Genomic DNA, 22,598 nt, shown 5'->3' with positions numbered 1-22,598 from the left:
TATGCGAAAGCTTTTAAAAGTTGTACTAACGCTATTTTTTCTAACCACCGGATTCCTCTCCTTTGCCCAGCAAAAGGGTGTGGTGGATTATATCGTAGCAGTTGTTGGTAAGGATATTATACTTGCATCGGATATCGATCAGCGCTTGCTGATGATGAAGCAAAGCGGCGAACTTCCTACTACAGGCGATGTAAAGTGTCAGCTACTAGAGCAGATGCTAACCGAGAAGCTGCTCCTAAACCAGGCACGCATCGATAGCATTAAGATAAACCAGATGGGGGTAGAAGGCCAGCTACAAGATAGAATGGATAGGCTTGTTGCCACCATGGGATCAATGAAGGCTGTTGAGGAAATGTATAAAAAGACAGCCTTTCAGATTAAGCAGGAGCTTCGCGAAACCATCAAGGATCAGTATTTGGCAGGGCAGGAGCGTTCTTCCATAATGGAGAAGGTTACCATAACCCCAACGGATGTACAAAGGTTTTACAGCAAGCTTGCCAAGGATAGCCTTCCACTACTTCCCGATCAGTACGTATTCCGTCAGATCGTTCTTTACCCACCAGCAGGTAGCAATGCCAAGTTAGAAGCTAAGGATAAGCTACTTTCCATTCGCGAGCGTATTCTAAAGGGCGAGAAGTTTGCAAACTTAGCCATCCTATATTCGCAGGATGTGGAGTCGGCTAAGCGTGGCGGCGAATTAGGCTTCGCTCCGGGCAAGAATTATGTTAAGCCTTTTGCCGAGGCTTGTGCCAACCTTAGGGAAGGTCAGGTTTCGAATATTGTAGAAACAGAGTACGGTTTCCACATCATTCAGATGGTCGAGCGCAAGGGAGACCTATTTAATGCACGCCATATCCTTATCAAGCCCGATTTTTCGGCAGAGCATAAGATGCAGGTTATAAATAAGCTCGATAGCATTGCCAATCTTGTACGTCTAGATTCGCTAACCTTCGAAAAGGCTGCGCTTCGATTTTCTGAAGACAAGAATAGCCGTTTGAATGGAGGTCTAGTGGTTAATATGGTTCCATACAACTCAAACATTAACTACAACACGACCAAGTTCGATAAGGACTACATCAATCCAAAAGATTACTACTCAATTAGCAGCTTAAAGGAAGGACAAATTTCACAGCCCTACGAATCAATAGATGATGCTCAGCAGGCTGTGGTAAAGATTACCAAGATCGAGAAGTTTATTCCTTCGCACGTGGCCAATCTAAAGGATGACTTTAAGCAAATTCAGGATATAGCCCTTCAAAAAAAGCAGGAAGAATATTTTGAGAAGTGGCTGGGTGAAAGCATCCAAAAGATGTACATCCGAATCGATCCTTCGTATGTAAAGTGCGATTTCCGTAAAAAAGGTTGGATTAAATAGGTGTAGATGAAGATTGTAAAACTTATATTTTCTCTTGCAGTACTTCTTTCTTGTTTATCGGTAAGAGGCCAGTCTGACTGGAAATCAGGTTGCGATAATATGACTGGGGATGGATTAAATACTGTAATGCAGGGGAATGTTTATTTTATAAAATCTGGAGTAAAGATTACCTGCGACAGAGCTGTTCAATTTCCTGACAAGCGAATACTGGCAACTGGCAATTTGGTTATTAACCGTGAAGGTAGTAAACTCTATGGCTCCCAAATGGATTTTGATAAACCCAACGATTTTGCAGTAATCACTAGCAATACTGGTATAGTTCGTATTGTAACAAAAGATGGAGCAATCTTAAAAACCCCTGTGGTAAACTATAAGTTGAATAAAGGCGAGATGTCCTTTTCTGGTGGAGGTGTTATCGAATCGGAAGGTTCCATTATCGAAGGAGAATTTGGCTTTTACGATGACAATTCAGGAAGGGCTAATCTAACCAAGAATGTGCAGGTTCACCATCCCGACTACCTTGCTATTGCCGATTCTGTTATTTACGATAAAAACGCCAAGAGGGTAACCGTATTAGGAAAGTCTGTTTTCTGGCATAAGGATGGAATGCTTACCTGTAAAAAAGGATCTTACCACGAGCCATCGAAGACATTTACCCTTTTTGCCAACTCGTACGCGCTTTCGAAGGAGAATCAGGCTTGGGCTGATTCCATTGTTTACCATAAGAAAACGGAGTTGTTCTATTTAGGTCACAATATTTGCCTCTTGGATACTGCTAACCATGGTGCGCTGTTGGGCGATTACGGTTTTGTTGATAGGAAACGGGAGTACGCCTTTATGACCAAGAAGGCTGCAGCTGTTACCTTTCAGCCTAAGGAGGATTCGCTATTTCTACGTGCCGACACCCTAAAGGTGTATAACATACATAATAGAAAGGTTACCACTAAGGATTCCCTTAACCGTTTTGCCAAGGCACTTCACCATGTTCGCTTTTTCCGTACCGATCTTCAGGGGGCATGTGATTCGTTGGTGTATACAACCAAGGATTCGGTTATGTATATGTATGGTGTTCCATTGATTTGGAATGATCAGAATCAGATTTCAGCCGATTCTATTTCTATTTATACAAAAAATCAGAAGGTAGATAGGGCCGAAATGGTGCTAAACTCCTTCCTTACTCAGAAAGAAACCGATAAGTACTTCAACCAGATTAAGGGCCGTAGCATGACAGCCTTCTTTAAGGATAATAAAATATCGAGGGTTGATGTAAAGGGTAATGGCCAAACCGTATACTTTGTAAAGGATAGCACCATAATAAAAGGTGTAAATCTGGCTACTAGTAGTGGAATAGGTATTAATCTTTCGGAAGGAAAGGTGGAGAACATGGTGTTTAGGGTTAAACCCGAATCGAATATGTTTCCCCTTGAAAAGGTCGAAGAGTCGCAGCTAAAGTTGAAAGGATTTAAGTGGACGCCTGACAACAGGCCGTTAACCCGATTTGACGTAACTCAAAAGGTGGTACGAAAGAGTATTGCTAAGGAGGTAGAGGCTATTCCAAGGCCTACGTTTCCAATATATCAGCGCATAAACGGGAGGAAACTCTCGAATGAGATAAAAAAATAAGGGGATTAAAAATCCCCTTATTTTTTTCTTCTAGTACTCATCCTCGTTAAAGAAGAAGTCGTCTTTGCTTGGATAGTCTGGCCAAATATCTTCGATGCTTTCGTAGATTTCACCCTCATCCTCGATTTCTTGAAGGTTCTCGATAACCTCTAAAGGTGCTCCAGAACGGGTAGCGTAGTCAATAAGCTCATCTTTTGATGCTGGCCAAGGCGCATCCTCAAGTTTAGATGCAAGTTCTAGTGTCCAATACATAGTGATATTTTTTTTTGAGTAATTCGCTTGTTTGGTTGAATTCGCATTTCTGCTTTTGCGCAAAATAAATAAAAATATTTTCTATTCTACTCGCGGTTTCCATATAATTTCATCCGCATTGGCATCTTTAATTGCTTTTCGAGCCAAAATAAATAGAAAATCGGAAAGTCGGTTAAGGTAGCGTATGCAATTTTCAGGTACTTCGCTTTGTTCGGCGAGCCTTAAAGTATGGCGTTCTGCTCTACGGCAAATGCTACGAGCTACATGGCAGTGCGACGATAGTGTCGATCCTCCAGGTATTACAAACGCGCGAAGCGGCGGTATTTCTGACGTATATGCGTCAATTTTACCTTCAATAAAGGCGAAATCTTCGTCCTTTATGAGCGGAATTTTGTAGGTGGGGTCGATAACGTCGAACGAAAGAATGCCCCCAATGCTCATTAGGCGGTCTAGTATCTCTAGTAATACTTCTTTTACCTCCTTGTTGTCGTATAGGTCTCTAACTAGCGCAACGTATGAGGTAAGCTCATCTACCGTTCCGTATGCTTCTATCCTAGGATTGGTTTTTGCCACGCGTGTGCCTGTTGCCAGCGACGTGGTCCCTTTGTCTCCTGTTTTAGTGTATATCTTCATTTTACCCTTCTAATGTTACTTCTTGGTAAAGCGTTGGGTTCTCGTTAATATGATCCGATTCGATAAGTCCATCGCGAAGGCGAACGATTCTACGGGCGTGTTTGGCTATATCCTCTTCGTGGGTAACAACTATTATGGTATTACCCTGGTTGTATATTTCCTCAAATAGGTTCATGATATCAACAGATGTTTTCGTATCAAGGTTACCTGTTGGCTCGTCGGCGAGGATGATGGATGGCTTGTTGATAAGGGCGCGGGCTACCGCTACGCGTTGCCGCTGTCCTCCGGATAGTTCGTTGGGCTTATGGTCCATTCTGTCGTTCAATCCTACGTTGTTGAGAGCTTCAATCGCCTTATTTGCTCGTTCTTCGCGTGTATCCCCGGAATAAATTAGCGGGAGCATTACGTTGTCTAACGCCGAATAACGTGGAAGCAGGTTGAATGTTTGAAAGACGAATCCGATTTCCTTATTTCTAACGCCAGCGAGCTCGTCGTCGTTCATCTTGCTAACATCGGTTCCGTTGAGTACGTAGGAACCTCCTGTGGGGGTGTCGAGGCAGCCAAGGATGTTCATAAGGGTGGTTTTTCCTGACCCTGATGGCCCCATTATGGCAACGTACTCGTTGGTCCCTATCTGCAAGTCCACGCCACGAAGTGCCTTTACGGTTTGTGTGCCGACCTTATAGAATTTGGTAATTCCTTCGATTTTGATGATTGCTTTATCTTCCATATGCTTGGCGCTATATTTTCCCTGAAAGTAGAAATTTTTTTAATAGCGTACCTGATATTCCTGCTTTTGTAGTATCGGATTGAGAAATATTATGCCAATTCGTCCCAAATCGACGCTTACGCGCACTTGCGGATGCTGCTTTACCTGGTTCCAGGCGCGGAACATCTCCTCCGACCAGCGAATATCATCGAGCACGATGAATGCTTCTGGTGCTGCAACGCTTAATGAATGCTCGAAGGTGCTGATGGTTGCCTCGTAGGTGTGGGCTCCATCAATAAAAATTAGGTCGAACTTTGGGGTAGGGGCAAGGCTTTCGAAGAATTCGGCGAAGGTGCTGTTGGCTACCGAGACGTTGGTGATGCCAAGGCTCCTGAAGGTTGTCTGCGCAATATCAGCATAAGTCTTCATCCCTTCAACGGTTACCACATGGCTGTTGGTGTTACTGTTTGCAAGGTAGTACGACGATACGCCTAGCCCTGAGCCCAGCTCGAGTACCTCCTTGGGAGCGTAGTTACAAACGATGGCGTTAAGCAGCTTGCCGTACTTGGGGCTGATGCTTATCTTCTGAAGCAGGCTGTGGGTAGATTCCGTTTGGTTGCTGGGCGATGCCCCAAAGCTGCTTTTGGTAACGGATTTGGGCGCAATTCTCCTTAGCTCTGCAATATACTGGCTGGCATTGGGCTTCTTTGATGCCTTCATGAGTGTTTCCCGAATAAAGTGGTACATGAATGGGGAGTGTACGCCATGCCCCCGCCAGTGCTCGGACTTAAGGAGGTAACGCGCGAATTCTACTAGCTGAAATGCCTTCTTCATCATTTTTGTAAATAGGGTGCGAAATTAAAAATAAAATTCGCCTATTTTTGGTTGATAATACCATTTGTTGGCATGCGATCATCCATTTTAGATAGCGAAATAAAGTTTATTCCGGGTGTTGGGCCTAAGCGGGCGCAGCTTTTGGAGAAGGAGCTGGGGATAAGAACCTTTAAGGACCTGCTCTACACGTTCCCGTTTAGGTATGTCGACCGCTCTAAGTTCTACATGATTTCGGAGCTGCACCCCGATATGCCCTACATCCAGCTAAGGGGTAAGTTTGTTCGCTTCGAGACGGTGGGTAATGGTCGCTCGGCGCGCTACGTGGGCTACTTCAGCGATGGGCGGTCGTCCATCGAGGTGGTCTGGTTTCAGGGCGTGAAGTGGATTAAGGATAAGTATAAGGTAGGGGTGGAGTACGTCCTCTTTGGGAAGCCCACGTCCTTTAACGGCAAGCTGAACGTTGCCCATCCTGAGATTGAGCAGCCCAAGGCGGAGGAGGGGATCATCAGCACCGCCATACACGGGGTGTACAGCAGCACCGAGAAGCTGAAAGATGGGTTCCTATCGACAAAGGCCTTCTCGCGCATTATTGCCACGCTGCTGCAAATGACTCTTCACCAGATAGAGGAGACGCTGCCCGAGCATATCGTTAAGCAGCTAAAGCTGCTGCCGCTGCGTGAGGCGCTTCTGAACATCCACTTCCCCAAGAACTCGCAGCTGCTGGCCCATGCCGTACAGCGGCTGAAGTTCGAGGAACTCTTCTACATCCAGCTAAATCTTTTAAAGCAAAAGGTGATTCGCGAGCGCACCACCAACGGGCTCGTGTGCAAGGTGGTTGGCGACAAGTTCAACACCTTTTACAGCAGCTACCTTCCCTTCCCGCTTACCGGTGCCCAGAAGAGGGTAATCAAGGAGATGCGGGCCGATATGGGCAGCGGACGGCAGATGAACCGCCTGCTGCAGGGCGACGTGGGCAGCGGCAAGACGCTGGTGGCGCTGATGATGGCGCTTATTGCCAGCGATAACGGCTACCAGGTGAGCCTGATGGCGCCTACCGAGATTTTGGCCAACCAGCACTACGAGTCGATCACCGGAATGCTGAAGGATATGCCCGTAAGGGTGGCGCTGCTCACCGGGTCGACCCGAAAGAAGGCACGAACTACCATCCACGAGGGGCTGCTCTCGGGCGAAATCAGCATACTAATAGGTACCCATGCGCTGATTGAGGACACCGTCCAGTTCAGCAACCTCGGTCTGGTGATTATCGACGAGCAGCACCGCTTTGGGGTGATGCAGCGTGCCAAGCTCTGGACCAAGAACCATCTGCCCCCCCATATTCTGGTGATGTCGGCAACGCCCATCCCCCGAACGCTGGCCATGACCATCTACGGCGACCTAGAGGTGTCGGTGATCGACGAGCTGCCCCCAGGCCGAAAGCCCATCACCACCATGCACTTTACCGATAGCCAGCGCCGCCGCCTCTTCGGCTTCATGAAGGAGCAAATCGACCTAGGGAGGCAGGTGTACGTCGTCTATCCGCTGATAAAGGAATCAGAAAAGATGGACTACAAGGACCTAGAGGATGGCTACGAGAGCATTACCCGCGCCTTTCCGCTGCCCGAGTACCAGACGGTGGTGCTGCACGGCAAGATGAAGTCCGAGGATAAGGATATCTCGATGACCCAATTCGCCAGCGGCAAGGCGCACATCATGGTGGCCACCACGGTGATTGAGGTGGGGGTGAACGTGCCCAACGCGTCGGTGATGGTGATCGAGAGCTCCGAGCGCTTCGGCCTTTCGCAGCTGCACCAGCTACGGGGGCGCGTGGGGCGCGGCGCCGAGCAGTCGTACTGCATCCTGATGTCGGGCTACAAGCTCTCCAAGGAGTCGAAGAAGCGCCTGGAGACCATGGTGGCCACCAATGACGGCTTCGAGATTGCCGAGGCCGACCTCAAGCTGCGCGGCCCTGGCGACCTGGAGGGTACCCAGCAGAGCGGCATCCCCTTCGACCTGAAGATTGCCAACCTGGCCAAGGACGGCCAGCTGCTGCAGTACGCCCGACGGGTTGCCGAGGAGATCCTTGACGAGGACCCAACGCTCAGCCAGCCTCAGCATGCCGTACTCCACTATCAGCTGGCGCAGGTTGCCGCCGAAAAGCGGGTAGACCTGAAGGAGATTAGCTAGGGAGTGAGAAGTGAGCAGGGAATAGGGAATAGTGGCTTTCAGACTATACCTCTTTCAGCACTGAAAGTGCTTAATCCGAGCCTCCGACATCCCACTTTCAGTGCTGAAAGAGCAAGATCCGAGCCCCCGACATCCTACTTTCAGTGCTGAAAGTGCTTGCCCTGAGTCCCGACATCCCGCTTTCAGTGCTAAAAGAGCTAGGCCCGAGCTACCGATGTCCCAGTTTCAGTACTTGAATGGTGTGCTTTTCGCCCCCTGATTTGCCTCTCCAGAACCTTGAGAGCTTGCTCCGACCCCCCGATTTGTCTCTCCAGAACCTTGAGGGCATGCTCCGACCTCCCGATTACTCTCTCCAGAACCTTGAGGGCGTGCTCCGACCCCCCGATTAGCCTCTCCAGAACCTTGAGGGCATGCTCCGACCCCCCGATTAGCCTCTCCAGAACCTTGAGAGCTTGCTCCGACCCCCCGATTTGTCTCTCCAGAACCTTGAGGGCATGCTCCGACCTCCCGATTACTCTCTCCAGAACCTTGAGGGTGTGCTCCGACCCCCCGATTAGCCTCTCCAGAACCTTGAGGGCATGCTCCGACCCCCCGATTAGCCTCTCCAGAACCTTGAGAGCTTGCTCCGACCCCCCGATTACTCTCTCCAGAACCTTGAGGCCATGCTTCGCCCCCCGAGCTGCCTCTCCCAATTCGTGGAAGCCTCTTCCGGCTAAATAAGTTGCTTGGACAGCCTGTAGGGGCGTGGCATTCGAGGTGCGGTTCTCTGAAATGTTTCATAAATTGGGGTACTAAAACAGTGCAGCCATGGAACGAGTAGGCGGTAGGGTGGCATTTTGGTGCGGGCTTTTGGTGGTGCTTCTGCTGATCGGGATGCTCGCCAGCGCGCAGCGGCGCAGCAGCCAGATGGATACCAGCAGCGGCGCATGCGCCTTCCGAATCGACGAGGAGATAAAGATTGTGATCAGCTACAGCTGGTTCTTCGTGTGGACCGATGTGGTTGATGTTTGGCTCAAGCTCAGCGCCGAGAAGAAGAACGGGCGGGATGCCATCCGAATCAACGGCTTTGGTAAGTCGCGCCCTTTTTACGACTGGTTCTACCAGGTGCGCGACACCTACGAGACCTGGCTTGATCCAGCATCGCTACGTCCCATCTTCTTCAACCGCGACGTGAACGAGGATGGCTACCTGATCAAAAACTTCTACACCTACGACTGGGGCAACCGGCGCATCGTTGCCCGCATCCAGCGGCGCAGCAAGCAGGCCTACCTGGACACCATCGCCATAACCCCGAGCACCAACGATGTGATTTCGCTCATCTACAGCATCCGGAATATCGATTTTAGCAAGCTGCAGCCCAACGAGCGATTCCCGATAGAGCTGGCCATTGACGATAAGGTACACGCGCTAAGCATTAAGTTCGATAAGACGGAAACGATTCGGGTAAAAGGCATGGGCAAGTTCCGCTGCATAAAGCTATCGGCAAAGATGATGAAGGGTCGAGCCTTTTCTGGCAAGGAGAGCATGTACATCTGGATCACCGACGACGACAACCGCCTCCCCATATACATGGAGTCGCCCATCAAGGTTGGCACCATTAAGGCCCGAATCACCGAAATGAAGAACCTAAAGCATCCGTTAACCTCAAAGGTAAGCGGCAGGGAGTAGCGAATAGTTGCAGCCTTTCTGAACGTTGGCTGTAGCGCGATGTTTAGTAAAGGAGCGCAAATCCCAATTCCTTATAAGAATTGCAGGGCGCCTATAATATCGCATTATGTAGAGTTATGTTGCAGCAAAGCCCAACCATTAAGCATCTAGGTGTTGTTGATGAGGTAACCGAGCGCACCATCAGCATCCGCATTACCAGCACGTCGGCCTGCGACGCATGCGGGGCAAGGCAGGCCTGCTCGATGGCCGATCAGGTGGATAAGCTGCTTCGTATTCCCAATACTGGGATAGCGGTTGTAAAGGGCGAGACGGTAAACGTTGTAATGGAAGCATCGGCGGGGTACTGGTCCGTTTTTCTGGCCTACGTCATCCCCATTCTTCTTTTAGTTCTGGGGATTGCCCTTTTCACCCTCCTTTCCCTTGCTGATGTCGCTGCGGTGCTGCTTAGCCTCGCTCTAGTAGCGGCCTACTACGCTATCCTTTTCTGGCTGCGCAAGCCCCTAGAGAGGAAGTTCGCGATGCGTATCGAAAAGCTGTAGCCTAAACCATACCACAAGATAATGAGCACAACAATCCTATTTACGGTAATCACGCTAAGCCTTCTGGGGGTTGTCCTAGCCGTTGTTCTCTACTTTGTAGCCGAAAAGTTTAAGGTCTACGAAGATCCTCGGATTGACGAGGTAGAGGCGCTGCTGCCCGGCGTTAACTGTGGCGGCTGCGGCTATCCGGGCTGCCGGGGGCTTTCGGATGCCATCGTCAGGGCCGACACCATGGAGGGGCTGTACTGTCCGGTTGGCGGTGCCGAAACCATGGCTTCGATTGCCAAGCATCTGGGGCGCGAGGTTGCCGTTAGCGAGGTTATGGTAGCAGTACTTCGATGCAGCGGGGCAAAGTCGGTGCGCAGGAGCATCAATACCTACGATGGAGCCCCAACCTGTGCCATTGCCTCGGCTACCTATGCGGGGAATACGGGGTGCCAGTACGGTTGCCTTAGCTTTGGTGACTGCGTTGCCTCGTGCCGCTTCGATGCCATGAGGATGGACGACGCTACCGGCCTCCCGGTTATCGACGAGGAGAAGTGTACCTCCTGTGGCGCCTGCGTTAAGGCCTGCCCGAAGGTAATCATCGAGCTGCGTAGGAAGGGCCCTAAGGGAAAGCGTGTTTTTGTTTCGTGCATCAGCAAGGATAAGGGCGCCGTAGCCAAGCGTGCATGCAACGTGGCCTGTATTGGTTGCGGGAAGTGCGTTAAGATCTGCCCTTACGATGCCATTACCCTCGAAAATAACCTTGCCTATATCAATTTCAACAAGTGCAAACTCTGTCGAAAATGTGCGCCAGTTTGTCCGACCTCAGCCATCCTCGAGGCGAACTTTCCACCACGGCCAAAGGAAGATGCTGGAGCCTCTGCACCCGATGCATAATCATCCGCACAAAACCATTTGAAAGGAGGTTAGTCGTGTCAAGAACATTTAAGATAGGAGGTATTCATCCGCCAAGTAGTAAACTTTCGGCAAGCAGCCCTATAGAGGCGCTTCCCCTTCCCGAAGTTGCATATATCCCCGTTGGACAGCATGTCGGTGCTCCGGCAACGCCCATTGTTGCCAAGGGCGATAGGGTAAAGGTGGGGCAGCTCATTGCCAAGGCAACTGGATTTCTTTCGGCAAATGTTCACTCGTCGGTTTCGGGTACGGTTATCGGTATCGAAAATATGGTGGATGTCAGCGGATATCCCCGCCCAACCGTTGCCATTGCCGTAGAGGGTGATGAGTGGGAGGAGTCGATTGATAGAACCCCAACGCTGGCCGAAGAAATTCGGTTATCCTCCCAAGAGGTTATAAGGCGTGTTGCCGACATGGGCATTGTTGGCATGGGGGGCGCAGCCTTCCCCACGCACATTAAGCTGATGGTGCCCGAAGGCAAGAAGGTCGAAGTGCTCATCATCAATGGTGCCGAGTGCGAGCCCTACCTCACCGCCGATGACAGGCTGATGGTGGAGCATGGCCGCGAGATTCTGGTTGGCGTTAAGCTGCTGATGAAGGCGCTCAACGTAGATCGTGCCATTATTGGCATCGAAAATAACAAACTGGAGGCCATTGGCAATCTTTCCATGCTTTGCGAGTATCATAGCGGGATAAGCGTACTGCCGCTAAAGGCTAAGTATCCGCAGGGAGGCGAAAAGCAGCTGGTTAAGGCTACCATTACCCGCGAGATACCCTCAGGAGGTCTTCCTTTTGATGTTGGAGCCGTTGTGCAGAACGTGGCAACCGCTTTTGCCACCTATGAGGCCGTGCAAAAGAACAAGCCCCTTATCGAAAGGGTTGTGACCGTAACCGGCGAATCGATCTCTCGTCCATCCAACTTCCGTGCTCGTATAGGAACCCCAATTAGCCAGTTGCTGGAGGCTGCTGGAGGGCTGGCTGAAGGTGACGTTAAGGTTATCAGCGGTGGTCCTATGATGGGGAAGGCGCTGTCTACCGTAATGTCTCCTGTAGTCAAGGGTACTAGTGGCGTGCTGGTAATAGCGGGAGGGCTGGTCAAGCGTCCTGCCGTTTCGGAATGCATCCGCTGCGCCAAATGCGTAAGCGTATGCCCAATGGGGTTGGAGCCATTCCTTTTAAATAAGTTCAGCGTGCGCAACATGTATCCCGAGCTCGAGGGCAATAGGGTAACCGACTGCATAGAGTGCGGCTCGTGCGCATACACCTGTCCGGCAGGTATCCCCTTGCTCGATTACATTCGCTATGGTAAGGGAGCAGTAATGCAAGCCATGCGTTCGCGAAAAAAGTAGAACAGAAAAACATTCCGATAAATGGAACGACAGCTTATAGTAGCGCCCTCGCCACATGTTCATGGCAGCTATAGCACCCAACGGCTGATGTTGGATGTGGTAGTTGCCCTGCTACCCGCTTGGGCTGTTTCGATATTCTTCTTCGGATGGGGAGCCGTAATCACCACGCTTGTTGCTGTTGGTGCCTGTATCCTTTTCGAGTATCTCATCCAAAAGTACCTGATTAAGGGGCCTTCTACCATAAACAACCTTTCGGCAGTGGTAACGGGGATGCTCCTAGCCTTTAATCTTCCAACCAACATCTCGCCATTCCTGGTGGTGCTTGGCTCTCTGGTTGCCGTTGGCATTGCAAAGATGACCTTTGGGGGGCTAGGCTCAAACCTCTTTAACCCCGCACTTGTCGGGCGTGTGTTCCTGCTTATCTCTTACCCCGTACAGATGACCTCCTGGCCTGCTCCAATACTAGCTCGTGCGCATTATATGGATGCCGTAACGGGCGCAACGCCTCTTGCAATAGTAAAGGAAGCGGTGAAGGCTGGTAAATCGGTCTCGGAGATTGCCAACTCAATACCCTCGTATATGGATCTCTTTATTGGTAATATGGGAGGATCTTTGGGCGAGGTTTCGGCCCTTGCGCTCCTTCTTGGGGGGGCATATCTGCTGATTCGAAAGGTGATCACCTGGCATATTCCTGTTACGATATTTGGAACCATTGTCATCTTCTCAGGAATACTTTGGATGGCAAATCCTGAAAGGTTTATCGATCCAGTTTTCCACCTAATTACAGGAGGGGTAATGCTTGGCGCCATCTACATGGCTACCGATTACGTAACCTCGCCAATGACGCCGCGCGGAATGATCTACTATGCGGTAGGCATTGGGGTGCTTACCATTCTTATTCGCGACTTTGGTGCATATCCCGAGGGCGTCTCATTTGCCATCCTGCTGATGAATGCCGCCACTCCGCTTATCAACAAGTCTGTTAAACCAAAAAGCTTTGGGGAGGTGTAAGTCATGGCTAAGGAGTCGTCCTTTAAGGAAATGGTACTAACGCTTTTGGTTGTCTCGATCTTTGCCTCAATTGCTCTTGCCGGAGTTTACCTGGTAACGCTGGAACCCATAAAGACCGCAAAATCGGCAAAGATTAACGAGGCCATCAAAAAGGTGGTGCCTGCGTTCGATAACAATCCCGGTGCCGATGTTTACAAGATGGCTGTTGATGGCGATACAATTCGCCTTTACCCAGCCCGAAAGGGAGGGGAACTTGTTGGAACTGCCGTCGAAACATTTACCAACAAAGGATTTGGTGGGCACTTTACCCTTATGGTTGGGCTTCTGCCCGATGGAACCATTAAGAGCGTAGAGGTGCTTACCCATAAGGAAACTCCGGGATTGGGCGATAAGATGGAAAAGTCGAAATCCAATTTCAGCGTTCAGTTCGAAGGTAAGAATCCTAAAACTTTTAAGATGATGGTAAAGAAGGATGGGGGAGACGTTGATGCTATTACCGCATCAACCATTACCTCGCGAGCCTTTACCGATGCCGTAAACCGCGCATACAACGCCTACATGAAAGGAGGTAAGCAATGAGCCCGCTAAGCAACCTCACCCGAGGAATTATTCAAGAAAATCCAACATTTGTACTGATGCTGGGCATGTGTCCCACGTTGGCAACTACCACATCGGCACTAAACGGGATGGGTATGGGTGCTGCAACGCTGTTTGTGCTTGCGCTCTCCAACTTAGCCATTTCGATGGTGGCCAACCTTATCCCCAACAAAGTCCGTATTCCCTGCTACATCGTTATCATTGCAACGTTTGTAACGATGGTCGATTTGCTGATGCAAGCCTTCGTTCCTGCTCTTTATGCCGCATTGGGCATCTTTATTCCGCTTATTGTGGTAAACTGTATCGTGCTTGGGCGTGCTGAAGCGTTTGCCTCGAAGAACGGCATGCTGGCTTCGCTGCTCGATGGCGTTGGAATGGGCCTCGGCTTTACCCTTTCGCTTACCGTTATTGGCGCAATACGCGAGTTTTTTGGCAGCTGGTCTATCTTCGGGCATAAGCTGGTTGGCGTAGATGGCATGCTGATGTTTATTCTTGCTCCTGGTGCCTTTATTGTGTTGGGTTACCTGATGATGCTGTTTAACCGAATCAACAAAAAGAAGTAGTATGGATTTCTTCATCATAGTCATATCGGCGATATTCGTCAACAACATTGTTCTGGCGCAGTTTCTAGGGATTTGTCCCTACTTGGGCGTCTCCAACAAGGTCGAAACCTCCATTGGCATGTCGGGCGCGGTAACCTTTGTCATAGCCCTTTCGACTATTATAACCTGGCTGCTGCAGAAGTACGTGCTTGTACCGCTCAACATCACCTTTATGCAAACCATCACCTTTATTTTGGTGATTGCGGCGCTGGTGCAGATGGTGGAGCTTATCCTCAAAAAGATTAGTCCGGCGCTTTACCAAGCGCTGGGAATTTTTCTTCCCCTTATTACCACCAACTGCGCGGTGCTTGGTGTTGCCATTCTGGTGCAGCAAAAGAGCTACGACCTGCTGCATAGCATCGTGTACAGCGTTGCCATCAGCGTAGGATACGGGTTGGCCATTGTGCTTTTTGCCAGCCTTCGCGAGGAGCTGGAACTGAACAACGTTCCCCGCGAGATGAAGGGAATTCCCATTGCACTTGTTACTACCGGTATTCTAGCCATGGCCTTTATGGGCTTTGCGGGGCTGGTGTAGCGTTGTTCGAACTGAAAGGAATGGTAAACAAACCTCCCTATTTTGTGAATTTTGACTTGTAATTGCGATCCAATAAATCAATACATTGTGAACCGTGTTTAGGGGGCGAAACTAGAGATCCAGTGCTTCCTCAATATTTACGGACGAAGCCTGTTGTAGCCGATAATAGTACGCTGCTGCAACGAATGGCATCTGAATATGGTTGAACTAAATCAATATATAGGATGAGCAATCTGATAGAAACGTTAGAAGGCAAGGGGATAAAGCTGCCGGCAAATCTTGTTGGTGTCCTTAGTGGATGTAAGGGGGCTACCCTTTACAGCACAACCGATGAGCTTGCAGCAGCAGCAACAGGTGGCCTTCAGAACGAGACTTTTGAGGTTAAGTACGATATTCCCGGCAAGGGTATGTACACCGAAGTAGTCGTTGACAGGGTGACCAACGGCATTTCTGCCAACTATACAGAGGCCTACATGCGCCGCCGCGACCCCAATACTATGGTGATTGCCGATAATAAGCCAACCGATAAGGTTCGCTTTAAGGATAAGTTCGGATACGAGTTCTCGGAGCTCCGCAAGGAGACCGAAGAGTGGTTAAAGGATCAGGAGTTGGCCGTTTTCTTCTACTTTGCCGGAAGTCATAACCTAGGCGCAGGAGGTATTGCGGTATGCCCTGCCAATGCCGCATTCTTTGCCCTTGGGCTTGCCATGCTGCAGCAGATTGTTCCTGTCGATAAGGTCGACGCCTCCTTCAGCCTCGATTCGGTTATCTACGTTGCTCCTCCCTTCCGTCACACCCATTTCGATGGGAAGCAGGTGGTGGTGCATAACCGCACCAACGAGCTTCACGAGGTGTTCTCGTTCAACCTTTACCCCGGACCGAGCGCCAAGAAGGGGCTCTACAGCGTTCTTCTCGACAAGGGCGAAAAGGAGAATTGGATTACAGCACACTGCTCCACAGTCCTTGCCATTAGCCCATACGACAACGTTACCACCTTTATGCACGAAGGGGCTAGCGGTGGTGGTAAGAGCGAGATGCACCAGCATATTCTTCGTGAGCCAGATGGTCAAATTCTTATAGGGCAAAACGTGGTTACCAGCGAAAGGCGCTTGATAAGCATTCCTATGTTCTGTGAGTTCCGTCCGGTTACCGACGATATGGCCTTGTGCCACCCCTCGCTCGATAAGGGCAACGGCAAGCTTACCCTTGTTGACGCCGAGAACGCCTGGTTCATTCGCGTAGATAGCATCAAGGAGTATGGCGACGATCCTTTCCTCGAAAAGCTGACCATTCGTCCTAAAAAGCCCCTGCTGTTCCTGAATCTGGAAACTAGGCCCGGATGTACCGCTTTGGTTTGGGATCATATAGAGGACGAGCCTGGTAAGCATTGCCCTAACCCTCGCGTTGTGGTTCCCCGCGAGCTGGTGCCTAACACCGTCGATAAGCCCGTAAGCATCGACGTGCGCAGCTTTGGCGTGCGCACCCCTCCATGTACAGCCGAGAGTCCATCGTACGGGATTATTGGTATGTTCCATATACTTCCGCCTGCGCTTGCATGGCTATGGCGCCTGGTTGCCCCCCGCGGCTACGCTAACCCAAGTATTGCTGGTGCCGGAAGCGGAACCGCAATGGAGTCGGAGGGGGTAGGGTCGTACTGGCCTTTTGCCACCGGCGAAATGGTGCACCATGCCAACATGCTGCTCGATCAGATTGTGGCATCGCCCAACGTGGAGTTTACCCTAACGCCCAACCAGCACATCGGCGCCTGGAAGGTGGGCTTCAAGCCTCAGCTATTCATGCGCGAGTATCTCACCCGCCGAGGAAACGTTAGCCTTCGTGCCGACCAGTACCAGCCTGCGCGCTGCTCGCTGTTGGGCTACGAGCTCAACTACCTCACCATCGAGGGGTCGAAGATCCCCTCGCGCTTCCTGAAGGTGTACAAGCAGCCCGAGATTGGCTTTGACGGATACGATGGCGGAGCTGAAATCATCCGCGAGTTCTTCGCAAAGGAGTTGCAGAAGTACCTCCGTCCCGAGCTTTCGCCGCTTGGACGCAAGATTATTGAGGCATTCCTTGCCGGAGCATCAGTGGAGGAATACAACGAGCTGCTGCCAATGGCCAACAACTTCCCCGACCTACAGAAGTAGCCAGTAGAGGAATAGATACCTTATGCAAAAGGAGGAGCTTGCCCGCGTGCAGCTCCTCCTTTTTTTGTGCAGTAGGCACGGTTTCGTGAATATTCCCGTTGTCGAGACTGTTCATGCAACTGTGTCTGCAAAATGATAACGATAACTTTGCAGACAATGAAAGAGGAAGAAAAAGTAGCGAGCTTCAGCTACGAGGAATTTGAGAAGGAGGCCATCAAAGGCCTTTACGAGCGCAAGAGCCTAAGCGGCGAGAATGGGGTGTTCGCCCCGCTGCTCAAGCACTTTTTGGAGAAGGCCCTAGCGCTGGAGTTGGAGCAGCACCTGAAGGATTCGGAGGGCAACAAGCGCAACGGCGCTACCACCAAAACGGTTAAGAGCTCGAACGGCGAGTTTGAGCTCAGCCCCCCCAGAGACCGTAACGGATCCTTTACCCCAGAGATCGTGGCCAAGCGGCAGGTGCTGCTGGACGACGAGCTCTGCGAGAAGGTGCTCTCGCTCTACGCCAAGGGGATGAGCTACGCCGACATTCGGAAGCTGCTGATGGAGGTTTACGGGCTTTCGCTCTCGCCCGCCCAGATGAGCGAGCTCACCGATCGGCTCATCCCCGAGCTGCAGGAGTGGCAGCAGCGCCCGCTGAGCCCGCTCTACGCGATAGTCTGGTTCGACGCCATCCACTTCAAGTGCCGCGAGGGCGGTGCAGTGCAGGGCAAGGCGCTCTACAACGTCTACGCGGTCAGCCAGGAGGGCTTTCGGGAGCTGCTGGGCATCTACATTGCCGGGAGCGAGTCGGCCCGCTTCTGGCTGGAGGTGCTGCAGGATCTGCGCCTTCGGGGCGTGGAGGACATCCTGATCGCCTGCACGGATAACCTCAAGGGCTTCAGCGAGGCCATCAGCAGCACCTTTCCCGAGACGGTCATCCAGAGCTGCATCGTCCACCAGGTGCGCAGCACGCTCAAGTACGTGGTTAAAAAAGACTACAAGGCCATCACCGCCGACATGCGGGCCATCTACGGCAGCCCCACGCTGGAGGCGGGCGAGGCGGAGCTCGAGCGCTTCGCCGAGCGCTGGGGGACGAAGTACCCCCACCGCCGTCAAGAGCTGGCGGGAAAACTGGTACAAGCTGAGCTCCTTCTTCGACTTCGGCAGGGAGATCCGCCGGCTCATGTACACCACCAACCCCATCGAGGGCATCCACCGGCGCATGCGGAAGGTGACCAAGACCAAGGGGTGCTTCTCCTCCGACATGGCCATCAAGAAGCTGATATACCTCGTTATTCGGGATATCAACTCGAGCCCAAAGCGGGAAGTTGCGGGGTGGAAGCTCATCTACGGGCAGCTTTGCATTAAATTTGCCGAGCGGATGGCCAAGTTTGGAGCATGAAGAACACCCGCGAAGGAAGGCCAGGCCTCCTAGCGGGGCAAGGGTATACAAGTGGCTCCGTTCCTCCGCCACCCTTGCCCCGCTAGCAGCCCTAACCTAAAAGGCAGGCGTAATTCCTGCTTCCGAAAAAATAGGGTAGACACAGTTCCGTGAATAATCCCCCCTATTTTTTTGGAAGCCCGTTATCTACACTAGAAAGCCCCCCAATGTCGCCAGAAATCGACATGGATGATGCTTCGCTACGTTAGAGGATAGGGGATTTGATGGTCGAAGAGCCAATGATCGCCTTATGGCTTAGTGGCAGACTGCAACTGGGCCAATACCCATATGCGCCTATTTAAAATAAGCTGTAGTTCAAGCGCCTTATAGTGTTTCGAAGTTTGAATCTTTCTTTTTTTTTATACTTTTACGATCGAATAATGTAGGGTGTTGTGAATTACTCTAAAGTTTGTAAGTTGTTTATTAGCATTTTATTGTTGCTTTAGCAAAAGCATTAAGGAGTGTTGATGGGCTTATGTTGGTTGGGCTTTCAGATTTTGATCAAGGGTAAGCTGTCCGTGGAAAAAGAATCTCTGGCTGAACAATTTTAGTATAACAAGCGGAACCTGTTTCCTTATATACATTATTTATTTCTGTTGAATACTATTATATGTTGATCATGAATCAGTATATGGGAATTAGAGACCTTTACGACATTCTTTTTAATCGTAAGGAGTTCGTTGTTACCGACGATATCAGGGAAAAGGTTGAAAGTGCTTACCGCTTTCTCGAATGCTTCTCGAAGGATAAGGTGGTTTACGGGATTAATACCGGATTTGGGCCAATGGCGCAGTACCGTGTAGATGACGAACACCTCAAGCAGCTTCAGTACAACATTATTCGTTCCCACTCGGCTGGTGCTGGCGATCCGCTCCCCGAACTTTACGTTAAGGCCGCCATGGTGGCACGCCTGCTAACCTTTGCGCAGGGCAAGTCGGGCGTTCATGTCGAGCTCGTCGATATCCTTTCGAAGTTTATCAATCATGACATATACCCTATAGTTCCTCAGCATGGAAGCGTAGGAGCCAGCGGCGACCTCGTTCAGCTCTCCCACATTGCGCTAACGCTCATCGGCGAGGGCGAGGTAATCTACAAGGGCGTAAGGCGCGATACCAAGGAGGTTCTCGAAGAGGTCGGGATAAAGCCACTTGGCGTACACATTCGCGAAGGCCTTGCCGTTTGTAACGGTACCGCTGTTATGACCGGTATTGGTCTGGTTAACCTGATTAACTCCCGTAGGCTGCTCCGCTGGGGCGTTATCGCCTCGGTAATGATGAACGAGATTGCCGCATCGTACGACGATTTTATGTCGGAGGTGCTAAACGGCATGAAGTTCCATGAGGGGCAGCAGCGCATTGCCGAGATGATGCGCGACCTATCGAAGGATAGCCGTTGCCTTCCTAAGCGCGAGGTGGAGCTCTATGGAGACACCAACAACGAAAAGATATTTACGCATAAGGTGCAGCCATACTACTCGCTGCGCTGCGTACCTCAAATACTCGGTCCAGTTCTGGAAGAGCTGGATAACGCCGAAAAAGTGCTCGTAAACGAGCTGAACTCGGTTGACGACAATCCAGTTGTAGATACCGAAACCAAAAGCGTTTACCACGGAGGTAACTTCCATGGCGACTACGTTTCGTACGAGATGGATAAGCTTAAGATTGCCATCACCAAGCTTACCATGCTTTGCGAGCGCCAAATGAACTACCTGTTTCACGATAAAATTAACGGCATCCTGCCTCCATTCGTAAATCTAGGTGTTCTAGGCCTTAACTATGGCTTGCAGGCTGCACAGTTTACGGCTACATCTACCACTGCCGAGTGCCAAACGCTTTCCAACCCGATGTACGTGCACAGCATCCCCAACAATAACGACAACCAGGACATTGTAAGCATGGGAACGAACTCAGCGCTGATAGCCAAAACCGTTATCGAGAATTCGTTCCAGGTAATGGCCATTCATTTTATGGCAATTGCTCAAGCTGTCGATTGTTTGGGAGTACAAGATAAGTTGTCTTCTAGCACTAAGGCTATCTACGATCAGGTTAGGGCGATTATCCCTGTATTTATCGAAGATACGCCTAAGTACAAGGAAATTGAGGCGATGGTAGCCTTCCTTAAGGCAGGAGAAATGAGTAATTAGTCTCTATAAGTGCATTTCTATTGCTCAAGTATGTTGAAAAAAGCTAACCGAATGCTACTTTTGGCGCTTTAAAATGGAGTAGGCTTAAGTAGAATCTGTAATGGAAGAATAGATTAATATGAGATATGCATTGGTAACTGGCGGTAGTCGTGGAATCGGAAGAGCAATTTGCGTAAAGCTTGCTCAGATGGGCTATCAGGTTATTGTAAACTATAAATCGAATAGGGAAGAAGCAGAGAAGACCCTTGAGCTTATAGTGGAGCAAGGTAGTAAGGGCGAGATGCTGCAGTTTGATGTGGCAAATGCTCAGGAAGCTGCTGCTGCTCTCGAAGGATGGCATTCGGCAAATGCAGGAGCGCATATTTCGGTGCTGGTTAACAACGCAGGAATACGTAAGGATAACCTTTTGATGTGGATGCAACCCGAGGAGTGGAGTGCAGTGCTCAATATTAGCCTTAACGGATTCTATAATGTAACTCAGCCTTTGCTGAAGGATATGCTGGTAAAGAAGTTTGGACGTATTATCAACGTCGTTTCTCTATCGGGCATCAAAGGATTACCTGGGCAAACCAACTATTCGGCAGCCAAGGGTGGTGTTATTGCTGCTACAAAGGCGTTAGCTCAAGAAGTTGCCAAAAAGGGTGTTACCGTAAATGCTGTAGCTCCCGGTTTTATCAAAACCGAAATGACTGCTGATCTTGATGAGGCGGAACTGAAGCGTCTTATTCCAACTGGACGTTTTGGCGAGGCTAAGGAGGTTGCCGAACTCGTGGGCTTTCTGGCTTCCGAAAATTCGGCCTACATCACCGGTGAGGTGATTTCGATAAATGGAGGATTATACACGTAGTACTATGAACAGAGTGGTTATTACCGGTATGGGGATTTATTCCTGCATCGGCAAAAATCTTGAAGAGGTAAAGGACTCATTATATAAGGGAAAATCTGGAATAGGATTCGATTCTGCCCGTAAGGAGATGGGCTTTCGTTCGGGTTTAACAGGGGTTTTAGAGTTGCCTGATCTAAAGGGGAAGCTTGATCGTAGAAGCCGCATTTGTCTTCCCGAGCAGGGCTACTATGCTTACGTAGCTACGCTCGAAGCTTTGCAGAACGCGGGTGTTGATCACGATTTTCTATTAGAAAATGAAGTAGGAATACTTTACGGTAATGATAGCTCGGCTAAAGCGGTAATTGAAGGAGTCGATATCATGCGTGCCAAGAACAATACCACGCTTATTGGTTCGGGTAACATCTTTCAGGCGATGAACTCTACCGTTACCATGAATCTATCGACGATCTTTAATCTTCGAGGCATCAACTTTACCATTGCTGGTGCTTGTGCCAGCGGTTCTCACTCTATTGGCATGGCCTACCTTCTAATCAAGAGCGGCCTTCAAGATTACGTTATTTGTGGAGGAGCGCAGGAGGTTAACAGCTACTCTGTTGGTAGTTTCGACGGGTTAAGTGCCTTTTCGATTCGCGAGGATGATCCGACTGCTGCATCGCGCCCATTCGATAAGAGTAGAGATGGCTTGATACCTAGCGGTGGTGCAGCCACCCTTTTCGTGGAAAGCTTAGATTCGGCTCTTCGTAGAGGTGCAACCATTTTGGGAGAAATTGTTGGTTACGGTTTTTCCTCCAATGGCGAGCACATATCGGTTCCTAACGTTGATGGGCCACGTCGTTCGTTACAGATGGCGATAAAGGATGCTGGAGTCGACTGCAAGGATATTGCCTACGTCAATGCTCATGCAACATCAACCCCAATAGGCGATTTCAACGAAGCAAAGGCTATTAGCGAAGTTTTTGGCGAACATAAGCCTTACGTAGCCTCTACCAAATCGATGACCGGACACGAGATGTGGATGGCCGGGGCCAGCGAAATCATCTACTCGACCCTGATGATGCAGAACGGGTTTATTGCGCCGAACATCAACCTTGCCGAAAAGGACGAGGCGTCGGAGGCGCTTAACATCCCAACCCAAACGGTGGATGTAGAGTTTGACACGTTCCTTTCGAACTCGTTCGGATTTGGAGGAACCAACTCGACGCTAATTGTGAAGAAGTATAATAAATAAAT

General features: G+C 50.2%; 21 protein-coding genes and 1 pseudogene. 17 read left to right on the top strand and 5 right to left on the bottom strand.

Annotated elements, in window-relative coordinates:
• Position 1 precedes the first annotated feature (1 nt).
• A complete protein-coding gene (locus ACHZA1_RS00450; protein WP_320053268.1) occupies positions 2 to 1,375 on the top strand; it encodes a peptidylprolyl isomerase in 1,374 nt (457 codons plus the stop codon).
• A gap of 6 nt (positions 1,376 to 1,381) precedes the next feature.
• Entirely contained in the window at positions 1,382 to 2,998 is a 1,617-nt protein-coding gene (locus tag ACHZA1_RS00445; protein ID WP_320053267.1) for an OstA-like protein, read from the top strand.
• A 30-nt stretch (positions 2,999 to 3,028) separates the two neighbouring features.
• Here the strand turns inward: ACHZA1_RS00445 and ACHZA1_RS00440 are convergent, their stop codons facing one another.
• From ACHZA1_RS00440 to ACHZA1_RS00425, 4 genes are all read right to left on the bottom strand, one after another.
• A complete protein-coding gene (locus ACHZA1_RS00440) occupies positions 3,029 to 3,250 on the bottom strand; it encodes a DUF2795 domain-containing protein (RefSeq protein ID WP_047450676.1) in 222 nt (73 codons plus the stop codon).
• A gap of 81 nt (positions 3,251 to 3,331) precedes the next feature.
• The gene (locus ACHZA1_RS00435) at positions 3,332 to 3,883 is read right to left on the bottom strand and encodes a cob(I)yrinic acid a,c-diamide adenosyltransferase (protein ID WP_320053266.1); all 552 of its coding nucleotides are present in this window, start codon (positions 3,881 to 3,883) and stop codon (positions 3,332 to 3,334) included.
• A 1-nt stretch (position 3,884) separates the two neighbouring features.
• A complete protein-coding gene (locus ACHZA1_RS00430) occupies positions 3,885 to 4,613 on the bottom strand; it encodes an ABC transporter ATP-binding protein (protein ID WP_320053265.1) in 729 nt (242 codons plus the stop codon).
• Positions 4,614 to 4,652: 39 nt separating this feature from the next.
• Positions 4,653 to 5,426 (bottom strand): class I SAM-dependent methyltransferase, encoded by a 774-nt coding sequence (locus ACHZA1_RS00425; RefSeq protein WP_320053264.1) that lies wholly within the window; start codon positions 5,424 to 5,426, stop codon positions 4,653 to 4,655.
• Between the two features lie 72 nt (positions 5,427 to 5,498).
• Here ACHZA1_RS00425 and recG point away from each other — a divergent pair, with 72 nt between their 5' ends.
• Positions 5,499 to 7,610 (top strand): ATP-dependent DNA helicase RecG, encoded by a 2,112-nt coding sequence (gene recG, locus ACHZA1_RS00420; protein WP_320053263.1) that lies wholly within the window; start codon positions 5,499 to 5,501, stop codon positions 7,608 to 7,610.
• 197 nt (positions 7,611 to 7,807) lie between these two features.
• On the opposite strand, the gene ACHZA1_RS00415 is transcribed toward recG, so the two are convergent.
• Positions 7,808 to 8,302, bottom strand: a complete 495-nt coding sequence (locus ACHZA1_RS00415) for a hypothetical protein (protein WP_320053262.1) — start codon at positions 8,300 to 8,302, stop codon at positions 7,808 to 7,810.
• Between the two features lie 115 nt (positions 8,303 to 8,417).
• Between ACHZA1_RS00415 and ACHZA1_RS00410 the strand changes: the two genes are divergently transcribed.
• The 14 genes and pseudogenes from ACHZA1_RS00410 to ACHZA1_RS00345 all read left to right on the top strand — a co-directional run bounded on the left by ACHZA1_RS00410 (position 8,418) and on the right by ACHZA1_RS00345 (position 22,596).
• Positions 8,418 to 9,278: a DUF3108 domain-containing protein gene (locus ACHZA1_RS00410; protein WP_320053261.1), complete on the top strand. Its 861-nt coding sequence runs from the start codon at positions 8,418 to 8,420 to the stop codon at positions 9,276 to 9,278.
• Between the two features lie 116 nt (positions 9,279 to 9,394).
• Positions 9,395 to 9,817, top strand: coding sequence for a SoxR reducing system RseC family protein (locus ACHZA1_RS00405; protein WP_320053260.1), 423 nt, complete (start codon positions 9,395 to 9,397; stop codon positions 9,815 to 9,817).
• A 21-nt stretch (positions 9,818 to 9,838) separates the two neighbouring features.
• Positions 9,839 to 10,699 carry a Fe-S cluster domain-containing protein gene (locus ACHZA1_RS00400; protein WP_320053259.1) on the top strand — a complete coding sequence of 287 codons (861 nt, stop codon included), beginning with the start codon at positions 9,839 to 9,841 and terminating at the stop codon, positions 10,697 to 10,699.
• 35 nt (positions 10,700 to 10,734) lie between these two features.
• Entirely contained in the window at positions 10,735 to 12,066 is a 1,332-nt protein-coding gene (rsxC, locus tag ACHZA1_RS00395; RefSeq protein WP_320053258.1) for an electron transport complex subunit RsxC, read from the top strand.
• 21 nt (positions 12,067 to 12,087) lie between these two features.
• Positions 12,088 to 13,077: an RnfABCDGE type electron transport complex subunit D gene (locus tag ACHZA1_RS00390; protein WP_320053257.1), complete on the top strand. Its 990-nt coding sequence runs from the start codon at positions 12,088 to 12,090 to the stop codon at positions 13,075 to 13,077.
• Between the two features lie 3 nt (positions 13,078 to 13,080).
• A complete protein-coding gene (locus ACHZA1_RS00385; RefSeq protein ID WP_320053256.1) occupies positions 13,081 to 13,656 on the top strand; it encodes an RnfABCDGE type electron transport complex subunit G in 576 nt (191 codons plus the stop codon).
• Entirely contained in the window at positions 13,653 to 14,237 is a 585-nt protein-coding gene (locus tag ACHZA1_RS00380; RefSeq protein ID WP_320053255.1) for an electron transport complex subunit E, read from the top strand. Before ACHZA1_RS00385 ends, ACHZA1_RS00380 begins: the two co-directional genes overlap by 4 nt.
• A 1-nt stretch (position 14,238) precedes the next feature.
• Positions 14,239 to 14,811, top strand: a complete 573-nt coding sequence (gene rsxA, locus ACHZA1_RS00375; protein WP_320053254.1) for an electron transport complex subunit RsxA — start codon at positions 14,239 to 14,241, stop codon at positions 14,809 to 14,811.
• 224 nt (positions 14,812 to 15,035) lie between these two features.
• Entirely contained in the window at positions 15,036 to 16,958 is a 1,923-nt protein-coding gene (locus tag ACHZA1_RS00370; RefSeq protein WP_320053253.1) for a DUF4914 family protein, read from the top strand.
• Between the two features lie 132 nt (positions 16,959 to 17,090).
• Positions 17,091 to 17,993: pseudogene (locus tag ACHZA1_RS00365) on the top strand (IS256 family transposase); the annotation flags it as partial.
• A gap of 85 nt (positions 17,994 to 18,078) precedes the next feature.
• Entirely contained in the window at positions 18,079 to 18,339 is a 261-nt protein-coding gene (locus ACHZA1_RS00360; protein WP_394701084.1) for a transposase, read from the top strand.
• Between the two features lie 652 nt (positions 18,340 to 18,991).
• Positions 18,992 to 20,521: a histidine ammonia-lyase gene (gene hutH, locus ACHZA1_RS00355; RefSeq protein ID WP_394701083.1), complete on the top strand. Its 1,530-nt coding sequence runs from the start codon at positions 18,992 to 18,994 to the stop codon at positions 20,519 to 20,521.
• 118 nt (positions 20,522 to 20,639) lie between these two features.
• Positions 20,640 to 21,368 carry a 3-oxoacyl-ACP reductase FabG gene (fabG, locus tag ACHZA1_RS00350; RefSeq protein ID WP_320053250.1) on the top strand — a complete coding sequence of 243 codons (729 nt, stop codon included), beginning with the start codon at positions 20,640 to 20,642 and terminating at the stop codon, positions 21,366 to 21,368.
• 4 nt (positions 21,369 to 21,372) lie between these two features.
• A complete protein-coding gene (locus tag ACHZA1_RS00345) occupies positions 21,373 to 22,596 on the top strand; it encodes a beta-ketoacyl-[acyl-carrier-protein] synthase family protein (protein ID WP_320053249.1) in 1,224 nt (407 codons plus the stop codon).
• Positions 22,597 to 22,598: the final 2 nt, after the last annotated feature.

Source organism: uncultured Acetobacteroides sp., assembly GCF_963667355.2.
In the GTDB taxonomy this organism is placed as follows: domain Bacteria; phylum Bacteroidota; class Bacteroidia; order Bacteroidales; family ZOR0009; genus Acetobacteroides.
The sequence above is the reverse complement of the archived record's forward strand: the minus strand, read 5'-3'. Positions and strand labels throughout refer to the sequence as shown.